Origin of the sequence: Streptomyces sp. NBC_00252 (assembly GCF_036187565.1) — a bacterium.
Lineage (GTDB): Bacteria > Actinomycetota > Actinomycetes > Streptomycetales > Streptomycetaceae > Streptomyces.
This window is the reverse complement of record NZ_CP108087.1, coordinates 9,315,988-9,334,317: the sequence shown is the minus strand read 5'-3', so window position 1 is coordinate 9,334,317 and position 18,330 is coordinate 9,315,988. Positions and strand designations below refer to the sequence as shown.

General features: G+C 71.8%; 14 protein-coding genes. 9 read left to right on the top strand and 5 right to left on the bottom strand.

Annotated elements, in window-relative coordinates:
• The first annotated feature begins 177 nt into the window (after positions 1 to 177).
• From OHT77_RS41565 to OHT77_RS41555, 3 genes are all read left to right on the top strand, one after another.
• A complete protein-coding gene (locus OHT77_RS41565) occupies positions 178 to 807 on the top strand; it encodes an alpha-ketoglutarate-dependent dioxygenase AlkB (protein WP_328833528.1) in 630 nt (209 codons plus the stop codon).
• Positions 808 to 948: 141 nt separating this feature from the next.
• A complete protein-coding gene (locus tag OHT77_RS41560) occupies positions 949 to 1,698 on the top strand; it encodes an MBL fold metallo-hydrolase (RefSeq protein WP_328833527.1) in 750 nt (249 codons plus the stop codon).
• Between the two features lie 9 nt (positions 1,699 to 1,707).
• Entirely contained in the window at positions 1,708 to 2,943 is a 1,236-nt protein-coding gene (locus OHT77_RS41555; protein ID WP_328833526.1) for a DUF4032 domain-containing protein, read from the top strand.
• Between the two features lie 6 nt (positions 2,944 to 2,949).
• Here the strand turns inward: OHT77_RS41555 and OHT77_RS41550 are convergent, their stop codons facing one another.
• Positions 2,950 to 3,987: a LacI family DNA-binding transcriptional regulator gene (locus OHT77_RS41550; RefSeq protein WP_328833525.1), complete on the bottom strand. Its 1,038-nt coding sequence runs from the start codon at positions 3,985 to 3,987 to the stop codon at positions 2,950 to 2,952.
• Between the two features lie 204 nt (positions 3,988 to 4,191).
• Between OHT77_RS41550 and OHT77_RS41545 the strand changes: the two genes are divergently transcribed.
• Complete coding sequence (locus tag OHT77_RS41545; RefSeq protein ID WP_328833524.1) at positions 4,192 to 4,977, top strand: TIM barrel protein; 786 nt, start codon at positions 4,192 to 4,194, stop codon at positions 4,975 to 4,977.
• Positions 4,978 to 4,979: 2 nt separating this feature from the next.
• Here OHT77_RS41545 and OHT77_RS41540 read toward each other — a convergent pair whose 3' ends face one another.
• A complete protein-coding gene (locus OHT77_RS41540) occupies positions 4,980 to 5,861 on the bottom strand; it encodes a universal stress protein (protein WP_328833523.1) in 882 nt (293 codons plus the stop codon).
• Between the two features lie 50 nt (positions 5,862 to 5,911).
• Here OHT77_RS41540 and OHT77_RS41535 point away from each other — a divergent pair, with 50 nt between their 5' ends.
• The 5 genes from OHT77_RS41535 (at position 5,912) to OHT77_RS41515 (ending at position 12,903) form a co-directional block, all read left to right on the top strand.
• Complete coding sequence (locus OHT77_RS41535; RefSeq protein WP_328833522.1) at positions 5,912 to 6,265, top strand: VOC family protein; 354 nt, start codon at positions 5,912 to 5,914, stop codon at positions 6,263 to 6,265.
• Positions 6,266 to 6,385: 120 nt separating this feature from the next.
• Positions 6,386 to 8,062: an FAD-dependent oxidoreductase gene (locus tag OHT77_RS41530; protein ID WP_328833521.1), complete on the top strand. Its 1,677-nt coding sequence runs from the start codon at positions 6,386 to 6,388 to the stop codon at positions 8,060 to 8,062.
• Positions 8,059 to 9,516 carry an ATP-binding protein gene (locus OHT77_RS41525; protein ID WP_328833520.1) on the top strand — a complete coding sequence of 486 codons (1,458 nt, stop codon included), beginning with the start codon at positions 8,059 to 8,061 and terminating at the stop codon, positions 9,514 to 9,516. Before OHT77_RS41530 ends, OHT77_RS41525 begins: the two co-directional genes overlap by 4 nt.
• Positions 9,513 to 9,863, top strand: coding sequence for a UBP-type zinc finger domain-containing protein (locus OHT77_RS41520; protein ID WP_328833519.1), 351 nt, complete (start codon positions 9,513 to 9,515; stop codon positions 9,861 to 9,863). Before OHT77_RS41525 ends, OHT77_RS41520 begins: the two co-directional genes overlap by 4 nt.
• Before the next feature lie 76 nt (positions 9,864 to 9,939).
• Positions 9,940 to 12,903: a helix-turn-helix transcriptional regulator gene (locus OHT77_RS41515; protein WP_328833518.1), complete on the top strand. Its 2,964-nt coding sequence runs from the start codon at positions 9,940 to 9,942 to the stop codon at positions 12,901 to 12,903.
• A 3-nt stretch (positions 12,904 to 12,906) separates the two neighbouring features.
• On the opposite strand, the gene OHT77_RS41510 is transcribed toward OHT77_RS41515, so the two are convergent.
• The 3 genes from OHT77_RS41510 to OHT77_RS41500 are packed head-to-tail and all read right to left on the bottom strand — an operon-like array spanning position 12,907 to position 18,309.
• Positions 12,907 to 14,133 (bottom strand): SGNH/GDSL hydrolase family protein, encoded by a 1,227-nt coding sequence (locus OHT77_RS41510; RefSeq protein WP_328833516.1) that lies wholly within the window; start codon positions 14,131 to 14,133, stop codon positions 12,907 to 12,909.
• Positions 14,130 to 16,487, bottom strand: coding sequence for a glycosyl hydrolase family 95 catalytic domain-containing protein (locus OHT77_RS41505; protein ID WP_328833515.1), 2,358 nt, complete (start codon positions 16,485 to 16,487; stop codon positions 14,130 to 14,132). The genes OHT77_RS41510 and OHT77_RS41505 overlap by 4 nt, the downstream gene beginning before the upstream one ends.
• Before the next feature lie 22 nt (positions 16,488 to 16,509).
• Positions 16,510 to 18,309: an alpha-galactosidase D gene (locus tag OHT77_RS41500; protein WP_328833514.1), complete on the bottom strand. Its 1,800-nt coding sequence runs from the start codon at positions 18,307 to 18,309 to the stop codon at positions 16,510 to 16,512.
• Positions 18,310 to 18,330: the final 21 nt, after the last annotated feature.

Sequence of the window (18,330 nt, the reverse complement as noted above, 5' to 3'; positions counted from 1 at the left end):
CCCTCCGCCTCGGTTCGATACGTGAATGTATCCGATACGTCGATGTATCCAAAGGGGTGCGACCGAAGAAGCAGTGCGGGGGACGCACCACAGGAGAAGTGCCGCAGGAGAAGTGCCGCAGGAGAAGTGCCGCGCTTCGAATGGAACAGATTTTCGAATAAGGAGTACGCTGGTCTCATGACCGCGCACCACCTCCAGGGCTCCCTCTTCGACCAGACCGATCAGCTCCGCCTCGGCCCCCTCGACGGGATACGCCGGACGGCTCTGGGACTCGGCGCCTGGATCGACGTGCTGCCCGGGTGGCTCTCCGGCGCCGACGCCCTCTTCGAGGAGCTGGCCACCGAGGTCCCGTGGCGCGCGGAGCGCCGCCAGATGTACGACCAGGTCGTCGCCGTACCCCGGCTGCTCGCCTTCTACGGCGACGACGCCCCCCTCCCCCACCCGGTGCTCGCGGAGGCGCGGGACGCTCTGTCGGCTTACTACGCACGGGAGTTGGGCGAACCGTTCGCCACCTCCGGGCTCTGCTACTACCGCGACGGCCGGGACAGCGTGGCCTGGCACGGGGACCGGATCGGGCGGGGTGCCCGCGAGGACACGATGGTCGCGATCCTCTCCGTGGGCACGCCCCGCGATCTGCTGCTGCGGCCCGTGCGCGGCGGCGAGTCGGTGCGGCGCCCGCTGGGGCACGGCGACCTGATCGTGATGGGCGGCTCCTGCCAGCGGACCTGGGAGCACTGCGTCCCCAAGACCAGCCGGGCCGCGGGACCGCGCATCAGCGTGCAGTTCCGCCCGCACGGCGTGCGCTGAGGCGGAGAGGCGGCCGCTTCGGACGCACGCGGGGGCCGCCTCCGGCGGACGGCGCCGGAGGCGGCTTCCCCGGCGCGAGCCGAGGCCGTCCGCATCTGGTTGGCTGTCCCCGTACGGGGCACCACCTCACGAGGGACGATCATGCGGGCAGAAGTACGCCAAGTCGCCGACGGCACCTACCTGGTGCACGGCAGCAACACCAACTGGGTGATCCTCACGGACGGCGACGCGGCCACGCTGGTCGACACCGGGTACCCCGGGGACCGCGAGCTGCTGCTCGACTCCCTTGAGCAGGTGGGCAGTTCACCGAAGTCGCTCACGGCGGTGCTGATCACCCACGCGCACAACGACCACCTCGGTTCGGCGGAGTACCTGCACAGCGCGTACGGCACGCCGGTCCTGCTGCACGAGGCCGAAGTACCGCACGCCCGGCGGGAGTTCCTGCAACAGGTGACCGTCGGCGACGTGGTGAAGAACCTCTGGCGCCCGGGCGTCCTGCCGTGGATGGTGCACACGATCCGCGTCGGCGGCACCGAGCAGCACCCTGTGGCCGGGGCCGAGGCGTTCCCGGACCCGGACGGTCCGCTCGACCTGCCCGGCCGGCCCGTCCCCGTGCACACCCCCGGCCACACCAGCGGGCACTGCGTCTTCCACCTCCCGGAGCGCGGGATCGTGATCTCCGGGGACGCCCTGGTGAGCGACCACGCGACCTCCCGGATCAAGGGCCCGCAGCTGCTGCCCGACATGTTCCACCACGAGCGCGACCGTGCGGTGGCCTCGCTGGACGTCCTCGAAGCGCTGGAAGCGGACACCCTGCTGCCCGGCCACGGTCCCGTGCACACCGGTCCGGTCCGTGAGGCGGCCCGGCGCGCCCGCGAGCGCGCGATCTAAGGTCACCCCATGGCACTGCAGATCAACGCGACGAACCCGGAGCATCCGGCCCTCCTGCTGGAACTGCCCTGGGACGTTCCGCTGGAGGAGTGGCCCGACGAGTACCTGGTCCCGCTGCCGCGCGGCATCTCCCGCCACGTGGTGCGCTACGCCCGCGCCGGCACCGAGGTCATAGCCGTCAAGGAGCTGGCGGAACGGCCCGCGCTGCGCGAGTACGAGCTGCTGCGCGACCTGGACCGGCTCGGCATCCCCGCGGTCGACCCCCTCGCGGTGGTCACCGGACGCGTCGACGCCACCGGCGAGCCGCTGGAGCCGGTGCTGATCACCCGGCACCTGGGCGGCTCGATGCCGTACCGCTCGATGTTCGAAACGACGCTGCGCCCGGCCACCATGCACCGGCTGATGGACGCCCTCGCGGTGCTGCTGGTGCGGCTGCACCTGGCCGGGTTCGCGTGGGGCGACTGCTCGCTGTCCAACACGCTGTTCCGGCGGGACGCGGGCGCGTACGCCGCGTATCTGGTGGACGCGGAGACCGGCGATCTGCACCCGCAGCTCAGCAACGGGCAGCGGGACTACGACCTCGACCTCGCCCGCGTGAACATCAGCGGGGAGCTGCTGGACCTGGAGGCGTCCGGGGCGCTGCACCCCTCCGTCGACCCGATCGAGTTCGGCATGGAGATCTGCGCCCGCTACCAGAGCCTGTGGGAGGAGCTGACCCGCGTCTCGGTGTACCCGGCGGGCAAGTACCACTTCATCGAGCGCAGGATCCGGCGGCTGAACGAACTCGGCTTCGACGTGGCCGAGATGCAGATCGAGCACTCCTCGAACGGCGACACGGTGACCTTCGTGCCGAAGGTCGTCGACGCCGGCCACCACCAGCGCCAACTGCTGCGCCTGACCGGCCTGGACGCCGAGGAGAACCAGGCACGGCGGCTGCTGAACGACCTGGAGTCCTGGATGGCGACCCAGGACGACTACGCCCCGGGCGATCCCCTCGCCGCCCGGCCCGAGGTGCTCGCGCACCGGTGGGTGCGGGACGTGTTCCGGCCGACCGTGCGGGCCGTACCGCTGGAGCTGCGCGGTTCGATGGACCCGGCGGAGATCTACCACGAGCTGCTGGAACACCGCTGGTACCTGTCCGAGCACGCCCAGCACGACATCGGCCTGGACACGGCGGTCGACGACTACCTCAAGAACATCCTGCCGAAGGTACGCGAGACGCTGGCACCGACCACCCCGGAGTGACCCGGTTCAGCGGGTGGCGGGCGGGGCCGTGGTGCCGCGGACGACGAGGCGCGGCGGAACCACGCTCTCGCCGTCCGGTACGGCCTCCCCGTCCAGGCGGGCGATGGCGCGGCCTACGGCGAGTTCCGCGAGGCGCGGCACGTCCTGGGCCACGGTCGTGAGGTCGATGTGGGCGAGCCGCGACAGGCTCGTGTCGTCGAAGCCGACCACGGAGATCTCGCCGGGGACGGACACGCCGGCGCGCAGGAGGGTGTCGAGGACGCCGGTGGCGCAGCGGTCGTTGAAGGCAAGTACCGCACTGGGTCTGGCAGTTGGGGCGTCCGCGAGCAGGGTGCGGGCGCCGCGCGCGCCGTCCTCCTCGGTGGGGCCGCCGGGCAGCACCTGGACGTGCTCGGCGAGCCCGTGGCGGTGCATCGCGGTGCGGTAGCCGCGGCGGCGGTCGGCGGCGCCGGGTGCGCGCCCGCCGTCGATGTGGGCGATGGTGCGATGGCCGAGCGCGACGAGGTGGTCCACGGCCTGCCGGGCGCCCTCGTCGTCGGCGGTGCGGACGACGTCCACGGCTGGCGGGGCGGGCCGCAGCCGCCGGGCCACCGAGACCACCGGGACCTGGGCCGCGAGCTGCGCGAGGCGGGCGGCCGGGACCTCGGGGCCGAGCAGGACGAGCGCTTCGCACCGGTCGGCGAGCAGCGCCTCCACGGCCTGCCGCTCGCCGCGCGAGGGGGCGACCGCGCTCAGGGCGACCTGATAGCCGGCGGGTTCGGCGGCGGCGTAGATGCCCTCCACCAGGTCGGAGTGGAAGGGGTGGCGCAGGCCGAACTGCACGCCGAGGAGGCGGGAGCGGTTGCTCCGCAGCACCCTGGCCCGGGTGTCGGGCCGGTAGCCGATCTCCTCGGCGGCCTTGAGGACCCGCTCGCGGGTGGTGGCGCTCGCGCCGTAGGCCCCGCGCATCACGATGGAGACCAGCGCGACGGAGACGCCCGCCCGAGCCGCGACATGGGCCAGCGTGGGCCGCTTTCCGTCGGGGACCGCGGGGGTGGTCGGCACGGGGGTCCTTCCGGTCGAGGTTGCGTTCCGTTCGGGATGGTAGCGGCTCCGAAGAGCCTGCTCTCCGGGACGGTGGCCGCCCCAAAGCGCCTGCTCCGACGGTACTGCAACGTTCTAGAAACATGCCCGGCGAAGCCTTGACACGGGGTTCCCGCAGTGGCGTACTACTGCCATCTAGAACGTTCTAGAAGAGGGCGAGCAGTGATGTACACGTTGGCGGTCTGTGCCGAGATGGTCTTCCGGGACCTGCCGATCCACGAGCGGGCCCGGCGGATCCACGAAGCCGGCTTCCAGGTCGAGATATGGGACTGGACCCGGCACGACCTGGACGCGCTGACGCGGACCCCGGCCGAGTTCTCGTCGATGACGGGCTACATCCGCGGCAGCCTCACCGACGAGGCGGGCGCCGCCGAACTCCTGCGCACCGCCGAGGAGTCGGTGAAGGCCGCCGACCAACTCGGCTGCCCCCGGCTGAACTTGCACGGCACGGGTCTGGACTCCGAGGGCCTGCCGGTGGTCCCGGTGACCGGCGAGCCCACGGGCGCGATGTGGATCGCCGCCCACCGCACCCTGACCCGCCTCGCGGAGCTGGGCGAGAGCGCCGGAGTCACCTTCACCCTGGAGAACCTGAACGCGGCCGTCGACCACCCGGGAGTCCCGTTCGCGTCGGCGGCCGACACCCTCGCCCTCGTCCAGGCGGTGAACCGGCCGGGCCTGCGCATGAACCTGGACCTGTACCACGCGCAGATCGGCGAGGGGAACCTCATCGAACTGGTCCGCCGCGCCCACGAGTCGGACCTCATCGGCGAGATACAGATCGCGGACGTGCCGGGCCGCCAGGAGCCGGGCACCGGCGAGATCAACTACCCGGCGATCGCCCGCGCGTTGGCCGACATCGGCTACGACGGCACGGTCGCGATGGAGGCCTGGGCCTCGGAGGGCGACAGCGAACGCGCCCTGGACCGCTTCCGCACCGCGTTCACCGTCTGACCTCAGGGGGCCGCGAGCGCGGGCACCACGGCCACCGGGCACTCGGCGTGGTGCAGCACCCCGTGCGCGACCGAGCCGATCCGCGCGCCCACCGCCGTCCGGTGGGCGCGCCGCCCGACGACCATCAACTGGGCACGCCCCGCGACCGACAGCAGCACCTGCCCCGCGCTGCCGATCTCCACGTGCTCGACCACGGGCACGTCGGGAAAACGCTGTCGCCACGGCTCCAGCGCCTCGGCGAGGCCCTTCTTCTCGTACGGTTCCAGGCCGCCGGCCTCGTCGAGGAGCCGCAGCGAGCCGGGGCTGTAGGCGAACACCGGCGGCAGGGTCCACGCCCGCACGGCCCGGACCGTGGCGCCGCGTGCCGCCGCCGTCTCGAAGGCGAAGCCCAGCGCGGCGGCGCTGTCCTCGGGGTCGCCGTGCTGACCCACGACGATCTCGCGCCCCACGGCCTCCCCGGAGGCGTCTCCCCCGGCGCGCACCAGCACGACGGGCCGTACGGAATCCGCGATCACCTGCTGCCCGACGGACCCCAGCAGGAAGCCGACGACGGGGCCGTGCCCGCGCGAGCCGAGGACCAGCAGTTCGGCGTCGGCAGCGGCGGCGGTCAGCGCCTCGACGGGATCGCCCTCCAGCACGTCGGTCGTCACGTCCAGGCCGGGGTGCCGCTCCGCGAGCGTCCTGGCGGCCTCGTCCGCCGCGTCCCGCACCCAGCCGCCCTGGGTGTCCCGGTCCGCCGCGTCGAGGCCCTGGTGCTCCTCGTACCGCCACACCTGCACCACCCGCAGCGCCAGCCCCCGCCGTACGGCCTCCCGGCCCGCCCAGGCGAGTGCGGCGAGACTCTCCGCCGATCCGTCGACCCCTGCGGTGATCGGGCGTGTCATTCGGTGGCCTCCCTGTGGTGCGGTCACGTGCGTCGGCCTCAGTCTTCACTATGACCTTGGAGTGGGAGCAGGTAGTGGTGGACTCCGCCGACCCCGTCACGCTGGGACGCTGGTGGGCCGAGGCGCTCGGCTGGGTGGTGGTGGGCGAGGCACCGGACGAGTTCGAGATCCGCCCGGAGCCCGAGCGGCTGCCGGGGCTGCTGTTCGTGCCGGTGCCCGAGGGCAGGACGGTCAAGAACCGGCTGCACCTGGACTTCCGGCCCGACGACCAGGAGGCCGAGGTGATCCGGCTGCTGGCCCTGGGCGCGCGGACCGCGGACGTCGGACAGGGCGAGGTGTCGTGGGTGACGCTGATGGATCCGGAGGGGAACGAGTTCTGCGTGTTGCGCTCCCGGCGCCCCTGAGGCCCCCGTATCAGGTGTAGCGGAGCGGACCGGGGCGATCGAACATACGATGAGGGGGAGCCGGCGCGGTGACAACGGCGCCGCCGTGCCGTGAAGCCGACCACTCGGGGTGGGAGACGTATGGCACAGGCCGCCGAATCCGCGCGGACCGTCATCATGACCGTGGACGACGATCCGGGAGTTTCCCGTGCCGTCGCCCGTGACCTGCGGCGGCGCTACGGCGAGTCGTACCGCATCGTGCGCGCCGAGTCCGGCGAGTCCGCGCTCGACGCGCTGCGGGAACTGAAGCTGCGCGGGGATCTCGTGGCCGTGATCCTGGCGGACTACCGCATGCCGCAGATGAACGGCATCGAATTCCTGGAGCAGGCCCTCGACGTCTATCCCGGCGCGCGCCGGGTGCTGCTGACCGCGTACGCGGACACGGACGCGGCGATCGACGCGATCAACGTCGTGGACCTCGACCACTATCTGCTGAAGCCGTGGGACCCGCCGGAGGAGAAGCTCTACCCGGTCCTGGACGACCTCCTGGAGGCCTGGCGCAACAGCGACTACCGTCCCGTCCCCGCCACGAAGGTGGTCGGTCACCGCTGGTCGGCGCGCTCCTCGGACGTCCGGGAGTTCCTCGCCCGCAACCAGGTGCCCTACCGCTGGTACTCGGCCGACACCCCCGAGGGGCTGCGGCTGCTGTCGGCGGCCGGGCAGGACGGGCAGCGGCTGCCGCTCGTCATCACCGCCGACGGGAACGTGCTGGTCGAGCCGGAGCCGACCGAACTGGCCGCCGAGGTCGGTCTCGCGACCACACCGACAGCCGACTTCTACGACCTCGTCGTCATCGGCGGTGGTCCCGCCGGACTCGGCGCGGCCGTGTACGGGGCCTCGGAGGGGCTGCGGACGGTACTCGTCGAGCGGTCCGCCACCGGCGGACAGGCCGGGCAGAGTTCGCGCATCGAGAACTACCTCGGCTTCCCGGACGGCGTGTCCGGTGCCCAACTCACCGACAGGGCACGGCGGCAGGCCGGCAAGTTCGGTGCCGAGATCCTGACCGCCCGCGAGGTCACGGGACTTGAGGTCAACGGCTCCGCGCGCGTCGTACGGTTCGCGGACGGCTCGGCGGTCGCGGCGCACGCCGTGATCCTGGCGACCGGCGTCTCGTACCGGCAGCTGGAGGCGCCCGGCACACCCGACCTGACGGGCTGCGGGGTCTACTACGGCTCGGCGCTGACCGAGGCCGCGTCCTGCCAGGGCCACGACGTGTACATCGTCGGCGGCGCCAACTCGGCGGGCCAGGCCGCGATGTACCTGTCCCGGGGCGCCAAGTCGGTGACGCTGCTGGTGCGCGGCGGGTCGCTGGCCGCGTCGATGTCGTACTACCTGATCCAGCAGATCAACGACGCCGAGAACATCTCCGTGCGCACCGGCACCGTCGTCGAGGCCGCGCACGGCTCCGACCATCTGGAGCAGCTGACCCTGCGCGACACCGAGAGCGGGAAGACCGAACTCGTCGACGCGCAGTGGATGTTCGTGTTCATCGGCGCGGCCCCGCTGACCGACTGGCTGGACGGCTCGGTGCACCGCGACGGGCGCGGGTTCATCCTGTCCGGGCCCGACCTCACCCCGGACGGCACCCCGCCCGCGGGCTGGGAGCTGGACCGGCCGCCGTACCACCTGGAGACCAACATTCCCGGCGTGTTCGTGGCGGGCGACGCGCGCGCCGAGTCCGCGAAACGCGTCGCGTCCGCCGTCGGAGAGGGAGCCATGGCCGTGATGCTCGTCCACCGCTACCTGGAGCAGTCATGAGCGGGCAGGTGCTGCCGTGCAGCCCGCAGGAGATCGGCACGCTGTTCCTGTTCGAGAAGCTGACACCGGAGCAGCTCGGCCGGCTGTGCTGCGACGGCCAGGTGGAGCTGTTCGAGGCGGGGCCCGTCTACACCGAGGGCGACCCCGCGACCTGCTTCTACGTCATGATCGAGGGCACCGTCGTGCTGTCGCGCCGGGTCGGCGGCGACGACGTGGAGGTCAGCAGGACCTCGCAGCGCGGGGTGTACACGGGCGCGATGCAGGCCTATATCGGGGACCGGGTGCAGCAGGTGTACCTCAACTCGATGCGGGTGACGGAGCCGACGCGGTTCTTCGTGCTGCCGGCCGAGACCTTCGCGAACATCATGAGCGAGTGGTTCCCGATGGCGGTGCACCTGCTGGAGGGGCTCTTCTTCGGTTCGAAGAGCACCCAGTTGGCGATCAGCCAGCGTGAACGCCTGCTGGCGCTGGGCTCGTTGTCGGCCGGGCTGACGCACGAGCTGAACAACCCGGCGGCCGCCGCCGTCCGCGCCACCTCCGCGCTGCGCGAGCGGGTGGCGAAGATGCGGCACAAGCTGCGGGTCATCTCGGCGGGCAAGTATCCGCGCGAGGCACTGGCCAACCTGATCGACATCCAGGAGCGCACGGCCGAACGCGTCGCCAAGGCGCCCTCGTTGAGCCCCCTGGAGGCCTCGGACCGCGAGGACGCCCTCACCGACTGGCTCGACGACCACGACATCACCGAGTCGTGGCAGATCGCGCCGACGTTCGTGCAGGCCGGTCTCGACATCGAGTGGCTGGACCAGGTCGCGGCGGCCGTGGACGCGGAGATCCTGCCGAGCGCGATCGGCTGGCTCAACTACACGGTCGAGACAGAGCTGTTGATGACGGAGATCGAGGACTCCACGACCCGCGTCTCGAACCTGGTCGGCGCCGCCAAGCAGTACTCGCAGCTGGACCGCGCGCCGTACCAGGTGGTCGACGTCCACGAACTCCTCGACAGCACCCTGCTGATGCTCGCGGGCAAGTTCGGCGACCGCATCAAGGTCGTCAAGGAGTACGACCGCACGCTCCCCAAGATCCCCGCGTATCCGGCCGAGTTGAACCAGGTGTGGACGAACCTGATCGACAACGCGGTCTCGGCGATGGAGAGTTCGGACGGCACCGGCACGCTGACGGTGCGGACGGCGCTGGAGCGCGACCAGTTGATGGTGGAGTTCCGGGACACGGGGCCCGGTGTGCCGCAGGAGATCCGCGGCCGTATCTTCGATCCGTTCTTCACCACCAAGCCGGTCGGCGAGGGCACGGGACTCGGTCTGGACATCTCCTGGCGGATCGTCGTCAACAAGCACCACGGCACCCTCCAGGTGGAGTCGGTGCCGGGCGACACCCGCTTCCAGGTCCTGCTGCCTCTCACCGCCGTCGACAACGAGACGCCCGAGGAGTCCGCATGAGCGACATCGCAGGAATCGAGCCGAACGTCCCGCCGAGCGGGGCGGGTTGTGCGGAGTGCGACGCGGCCGGCGGCTGGTGGTTCCACCTCCGGCGGTGCGCGCAGTGCGGTCACGTCGGCTGTTGCGACGACTCCCCCGCCAAGCACGCCACGGCCCACTTCCAGTCCACGGGACACCCGTTCATCCAGAGCTACGAGCCGGGCGAGGACTGGTTCTGGAACTTCACCACCTCCGAGCTCTACGACTCGGGTCCCGAGCTGGCCGCCCCGGTGAGCCACCCGAAGGACCAGCCGGTGCCGGGCCCCGAGGGACGCGTGCCGGCGAACTGGGCCGAGACCCTGCGCTGACCCGGACCGCCGGGCGGGAGCCGTCTTCCGCCCGGTGGCCAGGTGCGTTGTCGGTGGCGCGTGCCAGGATGGGGGCGTGTCGTCATCCGTAGCAACAGCCCCGCTCATCGGCCGGGACGAGGAACTCGCCCGCCTCACCGGTGTCCTGGACCGTGCCCGCGCGGGGACGGCGGGGGCGGTGCTGATCGCCGGGGACGCGGGCGTCGGCAAGACCCGCGTCCTGGACGAGGTCGCGGCGCGGGCCGCGCGCTCCGGGATGACGGTGCTCACCGGACACTGCGTCGACCTCGGTGACGTCGGCCTGCCGTATCTCCCGTTCACCGAGATCCTCGGGGTGCTCGCCGACGACGAGCGGTTCGCGGAGGCGCTGGCCGCGCATCCCGCGGTGGACCGGCTGCTGGGCGCCGGTACGGACGCGGACCGCGACGCGGGCGGCCGGCTGCGGCTCTTCGAGGGCATCGCGGGACTCCTCGCCGACCTCTCGGACATCGCACCCCTGCTGCTGGTCCTGGAGGACCTGCACTGGGCCGACCAGTCCTCCCGCGACCTGCTCCGCTTCCTGCTCAGCCGGGGCATCCTCCAGCGCCCGGCGGGCGGCTCCCCCACCCACCGCCTCGCGGTTCTCGCGTCGTACCGCGCGGACGACCTCCACCGCCGCCATCCCCTACGACCCCTGCTGGCCGAGCTGGTCCGGCTGCCCGCCGTGGAGCGGCTGGAGCTGCGGCCCATGGCGGACGCCGAGGTCGCCCGGCTCGTGCGCGCGCTGCGCACGGCTCCGGTACCGGACGGCACGGTCCGCCGGATCGTCGAGCGCGCCGAGGGAAACGCCTTCTACGCCGAGGAGTTGCTCGCCGCGAGCGACCTGGAGGCGGGCGGGGTGCCGAGCGGTCTGGCCGACGTCCTGCTGATCCGTTTCGAGCAGCTCTCCGACACCGCCCAGCAGGTCCTGCGCACCGCCGCCGTCGCCGGGCGCCGCGTCGAGTACGACCTGCTGCGCGACGCGATCCGGCTCCCCGAGGACGAGCTGGAGTCGGCGCTGCGCGAGGCCGTCGAGCGCCAGCTCCTGGTCCCCGGGCACGGCGACACGTACTCGTTCCGGCACGCCCTCGCCCGCGAGGCGGTGTACGCCGACCTCCTCCCCGGCGAGCGCTCCCGGCAGCACGGCGCGTTCGCCCGCCTCCTCGCCTCACGAGGTCACCCGGCCGAGAGCGCGGCGGAGCGCGCCCACCACTACCGCGAGAGCCACGACCTCGCCGAGGCGCTGGCCGCCTCCCTGGAGGCCGCCGACCACGCCCAGCGCGTCGGCGCGCCCGCCGAGGAGCTACGGCATCTGGAGACCGTCCTCGACCTGTGGTCGTCGGTCGACCCGGCCGCCCGGCCCTCGGGCGAGGGCGTCGACAGCGTGGCCCTCACCCTGCGCGCGTCCGCCGCCGCGGCGCACGCCGGGGACGCGCACCGCGCGGTCTCCCTCACCCGGTCCGCGCTCGCCGGGATCGGCCAGGACACGGACTCCGAGCTGGCCGCCCGCGTCCGCTACACACTGGCCGGGAACCTCATGGGCGTCGACAGCCTCACGGCCGCGTTCGCCTACAGCAGCGAGGCACTCGCCATGATCCCCGCCGATCCGCCCTCGCGGACCTGGGTGTGGGCGGCGGCCACACATGTGCTGGCGGCGCGTCAGGTCGGCGAGGACGAGATCGCCCTGCGGATCGCCCGCCAGGCCCTCGCCGTCGCCGAGGAACTCCGACTGACCGACGCCCGGGCCGACTTGCTGATCTCGCTGGCCACTCTGGAGAAGGGCGGCCGACGCACCCGCATGGGCCGGGAGCGGCTCGCGGAGGCACGCGAGGTGGCCCGGCAGTCCGGGCACGCGCCCGTGGAGATGCGCGCCCTGTTCCATCTCGCCATCGGCAGTTTCGAGTCCGGGGAGCTGGAGGAGTCGCTGCCCTGGCTCACCGAGGGTCTGGACCGGGCCCGTCGCGCCGGGCTGCTCTCGTCGCCGTATCCGCTGGAGATGCGCTATCTCCAGCTCCTGGTGCTGTACACGCTGGGCCGCTGGGACGAGTGCCTGAAGGCCGCCGCGAGCGACGCGGCCTCGCTGCCGCACGCGGGTGCCTTCACCATGGGTCCGGCGCTGTATGTGGCCCTGGCGCGTGGGGACTTGGGGGCGGTGGAGCAGGCGCGGGCGCTGCTGGACGGGCCGTTCGACTGGATGGCCGTGATGGTGTCGAGCATCGCGCTGACCGACGCGGGCGCCCTGCAAGGCGATCCGGAGGCGTCGGTCGAGCAGGTGCGTACGGCGGTCGCCGCGCTCACCGACGACTCCGGCCGCCGCCCCGATCTCACGGTCCGGCTGGCCGCCCTCGCCCTGACCGCGGTCGCCGACCGCGCCGTCGCGCTGCGGCTGTCCGGCGACGAGGCGGGGGTGCGCCGCTGGTCGGACACCGCGACGGAACTGGTGGAGCTGGCCCGGTCCGTGGCCGACGCGGGCGGCGAGGCTCGTCCGCAGGGACCGGAGGGTCAGGCGTGGCTGGCCCGCGCCGAGGCAGAGTGGATACGCGCGACCACGGGACCGGACGCGGCAGCCTGGGAGAAGGCGGTGGCCGCGTTCGACTACGGCGACGTCTACGAACTGGCGCGCTGCCAATTCCGTTACGCCGAGGCCCTGTTGGCGGCCGACCGCCGCGAGGAGGCGACCGCCCCGGCCCGTACGGCACGGGAGACGGCCGCCCGGCTCGGCGCCGCGCCCCTGCTCGCGCAGCTGGACACCCTGATCCGCCGTGGCCGCCTGGGCGAGCAGGCGCCGGACGCCGGTGACCGCCCCTCGCCGCTGACGGCCCGCGAGCAGGACGTGCTGCGGCTGCTCGCGCTGGGCCGCAGCAACCGCCAGATCGGCGAGGAGCTGTTCATCACCGGCAAGACGGCGAGCGTCCACGTCTCCAACATCCTCGCGAAGCTGAGCGCCGCGAGCCGTACGGAGGCGGTGGCGATCGCCTACCGCCAGGGTCTGATCACCCCGGAGGCGACGACGTCCGGCTGAGGTTCACTTCCCGCAGTCGAGTGCCTTGAGGTCGACCGCGTCGGCCATGGCCGCCATCCCCTTGTCGTTGGGGTGGATGTGGTCGCCGCCGTCGAGGAAGGGGAGCATCCTCTCCTGGTCGTAGGGGCTGCGGAGGATGTGGTCGAAGTCGGTGACCGCGTCCAGCTCCCCGCTGCTCCTGATGAACTGGTTGACCTCCTGGCGTACCGCCTCACCGGCCGCGTCCCATTCGGGCCAGCCCTTGAAGGGTCCGACGGTGGAGCCGACGACGCACTTCCCGGCCGCGTGCGCCCGCTCGATGATCTCGCGGTAGCCGGCGATCAGGTCCTGGGCGGTGACCCCGGAGTGCGCCTTGATGTCGTTGACGCCCTCGAAGAGGAACACGGTGCGGACGCCGGGCTGGGACAGCACATCGCGCTGCAACCGGTTCAGCGCGCTCTGGCCTGCGCCGTCGGCGAGGACCTTGTTGCCCGAAATCCCTTCGTTGGCCACGCCCTTGACGGTCGTGTGGGCGCTCTGGAGCCGCCGGGCCAGGTAGTCGGGCCAGCGCCGGTTGAGGTCCGACGTGGAGGCCCAGCCGTCGGTGATGGAGTCCCCGAGCGTGACCACGGCACCGATGCCCGCGCTCGGCCGTACGGAGACGGCGTCGAGGTAGTACCAGGAGCCGGTGGTGTCCGTCCAGGCGGTGGCGCCCTCCTCGCCGGTGTGGTCGCCCTGGGTGGCGTACGACGTCTGCATCGCCATGCCGTGGCCGGTCGCCGGGCCCGCCGCGTCCGGGGTGTGGATGCTGACCACGAGGTTGGTCGCGGCGGGCAGTCTGCCGGGAAGCGGGTCGCTGTAGGCCACCTCGCCCGCCGGGATCGTGACCGACTTGGCGCCCCCGAAGGTGAGCCGCCGGTTGGAGCCGGGGACGAGCGCGGCGCCCGCCTTCTGCACACCGGCGTAGGCGCTGTCAAAGGTCAGCGGCCGGTCGCCGAAGGCGTTGGAGAGCCGGATCCGCAGATCGCCGCCGGCCACGCTGGTGTGCACGACCAGCCGGTAGCTGCGGTCGGCGACGCCGTCACCGAGGTGGTCGGCGCTCGCTCCCCAAGTGACCACGTCCTTCGGGTCGTTCACCGCCGTCACCTGCGTCGGTGCCTGCGGTTGTGCGTGTGCGGGTCCGGCCTGGAAGGCGGCGGCGAGCAGGAGGAGTGCGGCCGTACGGCACAGTCGTGCCCGTCTCGCGCTCACCGGGCGAAGTCCCTCAGCGTGACGGATCCGCCCGGCTTGACGGACACGGTGCGGGTCCTGCCCCCGTGGGCGACGGTCGTGGTACGACCGCCGACGCTGCGGAGCTTCACCTCGGTCGGCTTGCCGTTCTTCCAGCGCAGGTCCACGACGAAGCCGCCGCGGGCGCCGACCCCGGTGACCGAGCCGGAGTCGGCCCAGGCGTCCGGGAGGGCGGGCAGGAGTTCCAGATGGCCGGGCCGGGAGTACAGGAGCATCTCGGTCACGGCGGCCGGGGTGCCGAAGTTGGCCTCGATCTGGAAGATGCCGCGGCCCGTCTCCACCTCGTAGATGTCGAAGAGGTTGAAGGCGGTGCCGTTGGTGCCGTTCTCGGACGGGCGGAGGTTGTTGACGATCAACTGGTAGGCGTTGTCGGCGTTCTTGAGACGGGCCCAGCACAGGCTGCGCCAGGCGTTGGCCCAGCCGAAGCTGTTCATGCCGCGCGCGGTGAGCAGGGCGGTGGCGCCGGCGACGATGTCCTTCGGGGTGGAACCGTCGGGGCGGATGCGGTCGCCGGGGAACAGGTTGATCAGCGGGGACAGGTGGCGGTGGGTGGTCTCGCCGAGGTTGTCCGGTGACATCCACTCCTCGAGCCAGCCGGACGTCGGGCTCACCTCGGGCAGGTACAGCCGCCTGCGCAGCCCCGCGATGGTGTTCGCGAACCCGCTGTCCCGCTTCAACTCCGCGGAGGCCGCCGCGTAGTTGCCGAAGAGGGTCCACACCACTTCCTGGGCGTAGGTGTTGCCCCTGCCGTCCTGCGGACCCTGCTCGGGCGACCAGTCGTGGTCCGCGACCAGTACCTCCTTGCCGTTGTCCAGGGTGGTGGTGACCAGCCGCGTCTCCCAGAACTCGCAGGCGCCCTTGAGGAGGGGGTAGATCTTCTCCAGGTGGGTGCGGGAGTGCGTGAACTCGTAGTGCTCCCGCAGGCTGTTGCACAGCCAGGCGTTGCCCGCCGGGTGCCACCACCAGCCCAGTCCGCCATAGGGGTTGGTGGAGAACGCGACGGTCCACCCGGCCACCTTCCCGCTGGTGTTGCGGAAGCGGTTGCGGGAGTCCTGGAACAGCCTGCCGGTCAGCTCGGTCCAGTCCTTCACCTGGGTGACGCAGTAGTCGGTGAACGCGTCGAAGCACGAGGACAGGCCCACCCGGTCGGCCATCCAGTAGTTCATCTGGATGTTGATGTCGGTGTGGTAATCGCCCATCCAGTCCGGGTCGTTGCCGTCCAGCCACACGCCCTGGAGGCCCATCGGCAGGCTGCCGCGCGACGAGCCGACCATGAGGTAGCGGCCGAACTGCACGTAGGCGGCCTCGAGTTCGGGGTCGGGCTCGCCGCTCGTGGCGCGCAGCTGGATGCGCTCCCAGGTGTCGAGGGCGCGCTGCTCGGCGGTCGACTCGCCGAGCGTGAGGCCGAACGTGCCGAACGCCGTGCGGTGGTCGGCGACATGGGTGCGCAGCAGCGTGTCGGCCGAGTGCTCGGCGGCGGCACGGACCTTGCCGCGGGCGAGCTTCTGCGGGTCGGCCTTGGGGTCGCGGTAGCCGTGGGCGGGGTCCGGCGCGTAGTTGGTGCCGCCGCTGACGACGACGGTCAGGTCCTTGCAGCCGGAGAAGGTGATGTTCGAGCCGCTGACCGTGACGCGGCCGCCGCTGCCGTAGGCGGTGACGGCGGCCCCGTACTTCAGGCCGTTGGCGAACGCGGCGCCGAAGGAGGTCGCGGCGGCCTCGCCGTGCGTGCCCTCCAGCGTGATCGTGCCGGTGTAGCGTCCGCCGCCGTTCTGGCTGAAGTGGAGGACGATCGCGTCGTCGGGGCGGCTGGAGAAGATCTCCCGCCGGTACGTCACCCCCGAGCGGACGTAGGAGGCTCCCACCACGCCCCGCTCGAGGTCGAGGGTGCGGCGGTAGCCGGAGACGGCGCCGAGGTCGTGGTCGGGGATGTCGACGGTGAGTCTGGCGAGCAGGGTCAGGGACCCGAAGTCCGCGCGGCCGTAGGGGAATTGGCCGTCGGAGTCGAGCGTGTCGTTGAGGCCGCCGGTCCACATCGTGGCGTCGGTGACGAGGAGGACCTCGTGGCCAGGGTCGTTGCTCGCGAGGGCGCCGAGGCGGCCGTTGCCGACGGGGAGGCCCTGTTCGATCATCGAGGTGTCGCCGGCGGGCGCCTGCCACCACAGGGTGTGGTGTGAAGTGCCGCTGTCGGCCGGGGAGTCGGCGGGTCGCTGCGGTGCGGCCGAGGCGGTGAAGGCGGGCAGGCCGGTGAGGGCGCCGGTGGCCGCGGCGAGGGCGAGCACATTGCGTCTGGGCAGGTCGAACGGTGCACTGGACATGACGGTCTCCGCAAAGGTCGGCTCAGGAGGAAGAGGTGGGCACGTCGATCCGGTCGATGTCCGGCGCGTAGCCCGAACCGCTGTCGAAGGTGATCGTGTTGGCGCCCGCCTTCAGGGACACGGGCACGCTGACCGTCCCGACGGTCCCCCAGTCGCCGGTGGACGGGAACTTGTGGCTGGTGGCCGCGTTGCCGTTCGAGGAGACGCTCGCCGAGCGGGAGTCGCCGCTGACGTAGGCGATCTTCACCTGGTAGGTGCCGGCCTTGGCGACGGTGACGTTGTTGACGGTGAGCTTGCCGCCGACGTAGAGGTTGCCGACCTTCTTGCCGCCGGAGCAGGCCGAGCAGTCGGCGACGGTGGCGTTGCCGGAAAGGGTATTGCCGGTGGCCTCGGCCTCGTAGCCGGTCGTGGTGACGGCGCTGCCGCGCGGGGTGACGGTGAAGAGGCGGGAGCCGTGGGCGGGCAGGGCCTCGGTGACCTTGTTGGTGTAGGTGCCGAGGTCCTCGTGGTTCCAGAGGTCGCGGACGGCGGCCTTGCCGGTGAAGCCGAGGGCCGTCCAGTTCGCGGAGACGGCGGCGGGGGCGTCGGCGAGGTTGAACAGGGCGACCGTGTACGTGCCGTTGGGGTTCTTCGCGGCCCACACCTGCTGGGCGTCGGACGGGGTGACCGGGCGCGCGGGCGGTGCGTCGCTCTGGTCGACGCCGATGACCTCGCGGTTGGTGAGCAGCGAGAGGCCGTAGTCGTCGAGGCGGGTGAGGTCGTCACCGCTGAACAGCGGGGACTTGGCGACGGCCCAGAGGGTCGCGTAGCTCTGGCGCTCCGCCTTGGTCAGCCCGTCCATCGCGGCGTTGCCGACGTCGAGGGAGTCGAGGTCGTTCCAGCCGCCGGGGCCTGCCTGGCCGGTCCACGCGGGGGTGTCGTCCCAGCGGTCGTCGACCGAGTTCTCCCAGCTGACAAGGGTGTTGCAGTAGCACTCGACGTCGGTGTCGATCCGCCAGCCGTTGGAATACTTCTTCCAGTCGGCTGCGTGTCCGTAGTCCAGGGACCAGGACAGCTCCAGGTGGACCGGGCGTCCGGCGGCGGTGATGGCCTTGTTCCAGGCGGCCACATCGGCAACGTTGTCGTACTGGTCACCGCTCTTCCCCGAACCGGGGCCGACCCCGTCGAGCTTGAGGAAGTCGTAGCCCCAGTCGGCGATCAACTGGGCTTGTGAATCGATGTACTTCTGGGTGCAGGGGCGGGAGAAGTCGAGCTTGTACGAGCTGTCCCAGCCGTTGGTGGTGCGCAGGTCGCTGTAGACGATGTCGGCGGTGGTGCAGCCTGCGGCGTTCCAGATCGGCGTCTTGCCGTCGTTGTACGCCTCCTTCTCCAGGCCCGCCGGCAGGTAGATGCCGGCCTTGAGGCCCTTGGAGTGGATGCGGTCGGCGACGGCCTTCATCCCGCTGGGGAAACGTTTCGGGTCGGCCTTCTGGCGGCCGTACTGGTCGTACTCCGGCGTCCAGGCGTTGTCGCGCCACCAACCCGCGTCGATGTTCACGTAGTTGTAGCCGTACTTCTTCAACTTCGAGGCCAGCGCGTCGGTCTGCTTGGTGACGTTGGCCTCGGTCAGGTAGCTGTAGTCGCCGTCCGGGTTGAGACCGGGGTACTTGGACGACTGCATGCTCCAGCTCGACCAGCCCATGAAGGGTTTGGCGGCCACGGGCGCGGACGTGTCCGCCGACGGGGTCGCCGCGTGCGCGGCGGGGAGGTGGGTCGCGAAGCCTGCGGTGAGGGCCAGGACCACCATGGCTCTCAGGGCGCGGACGGGCGTGAGGGAGTACATCGTCGGGCTCCTCGTGCGGGT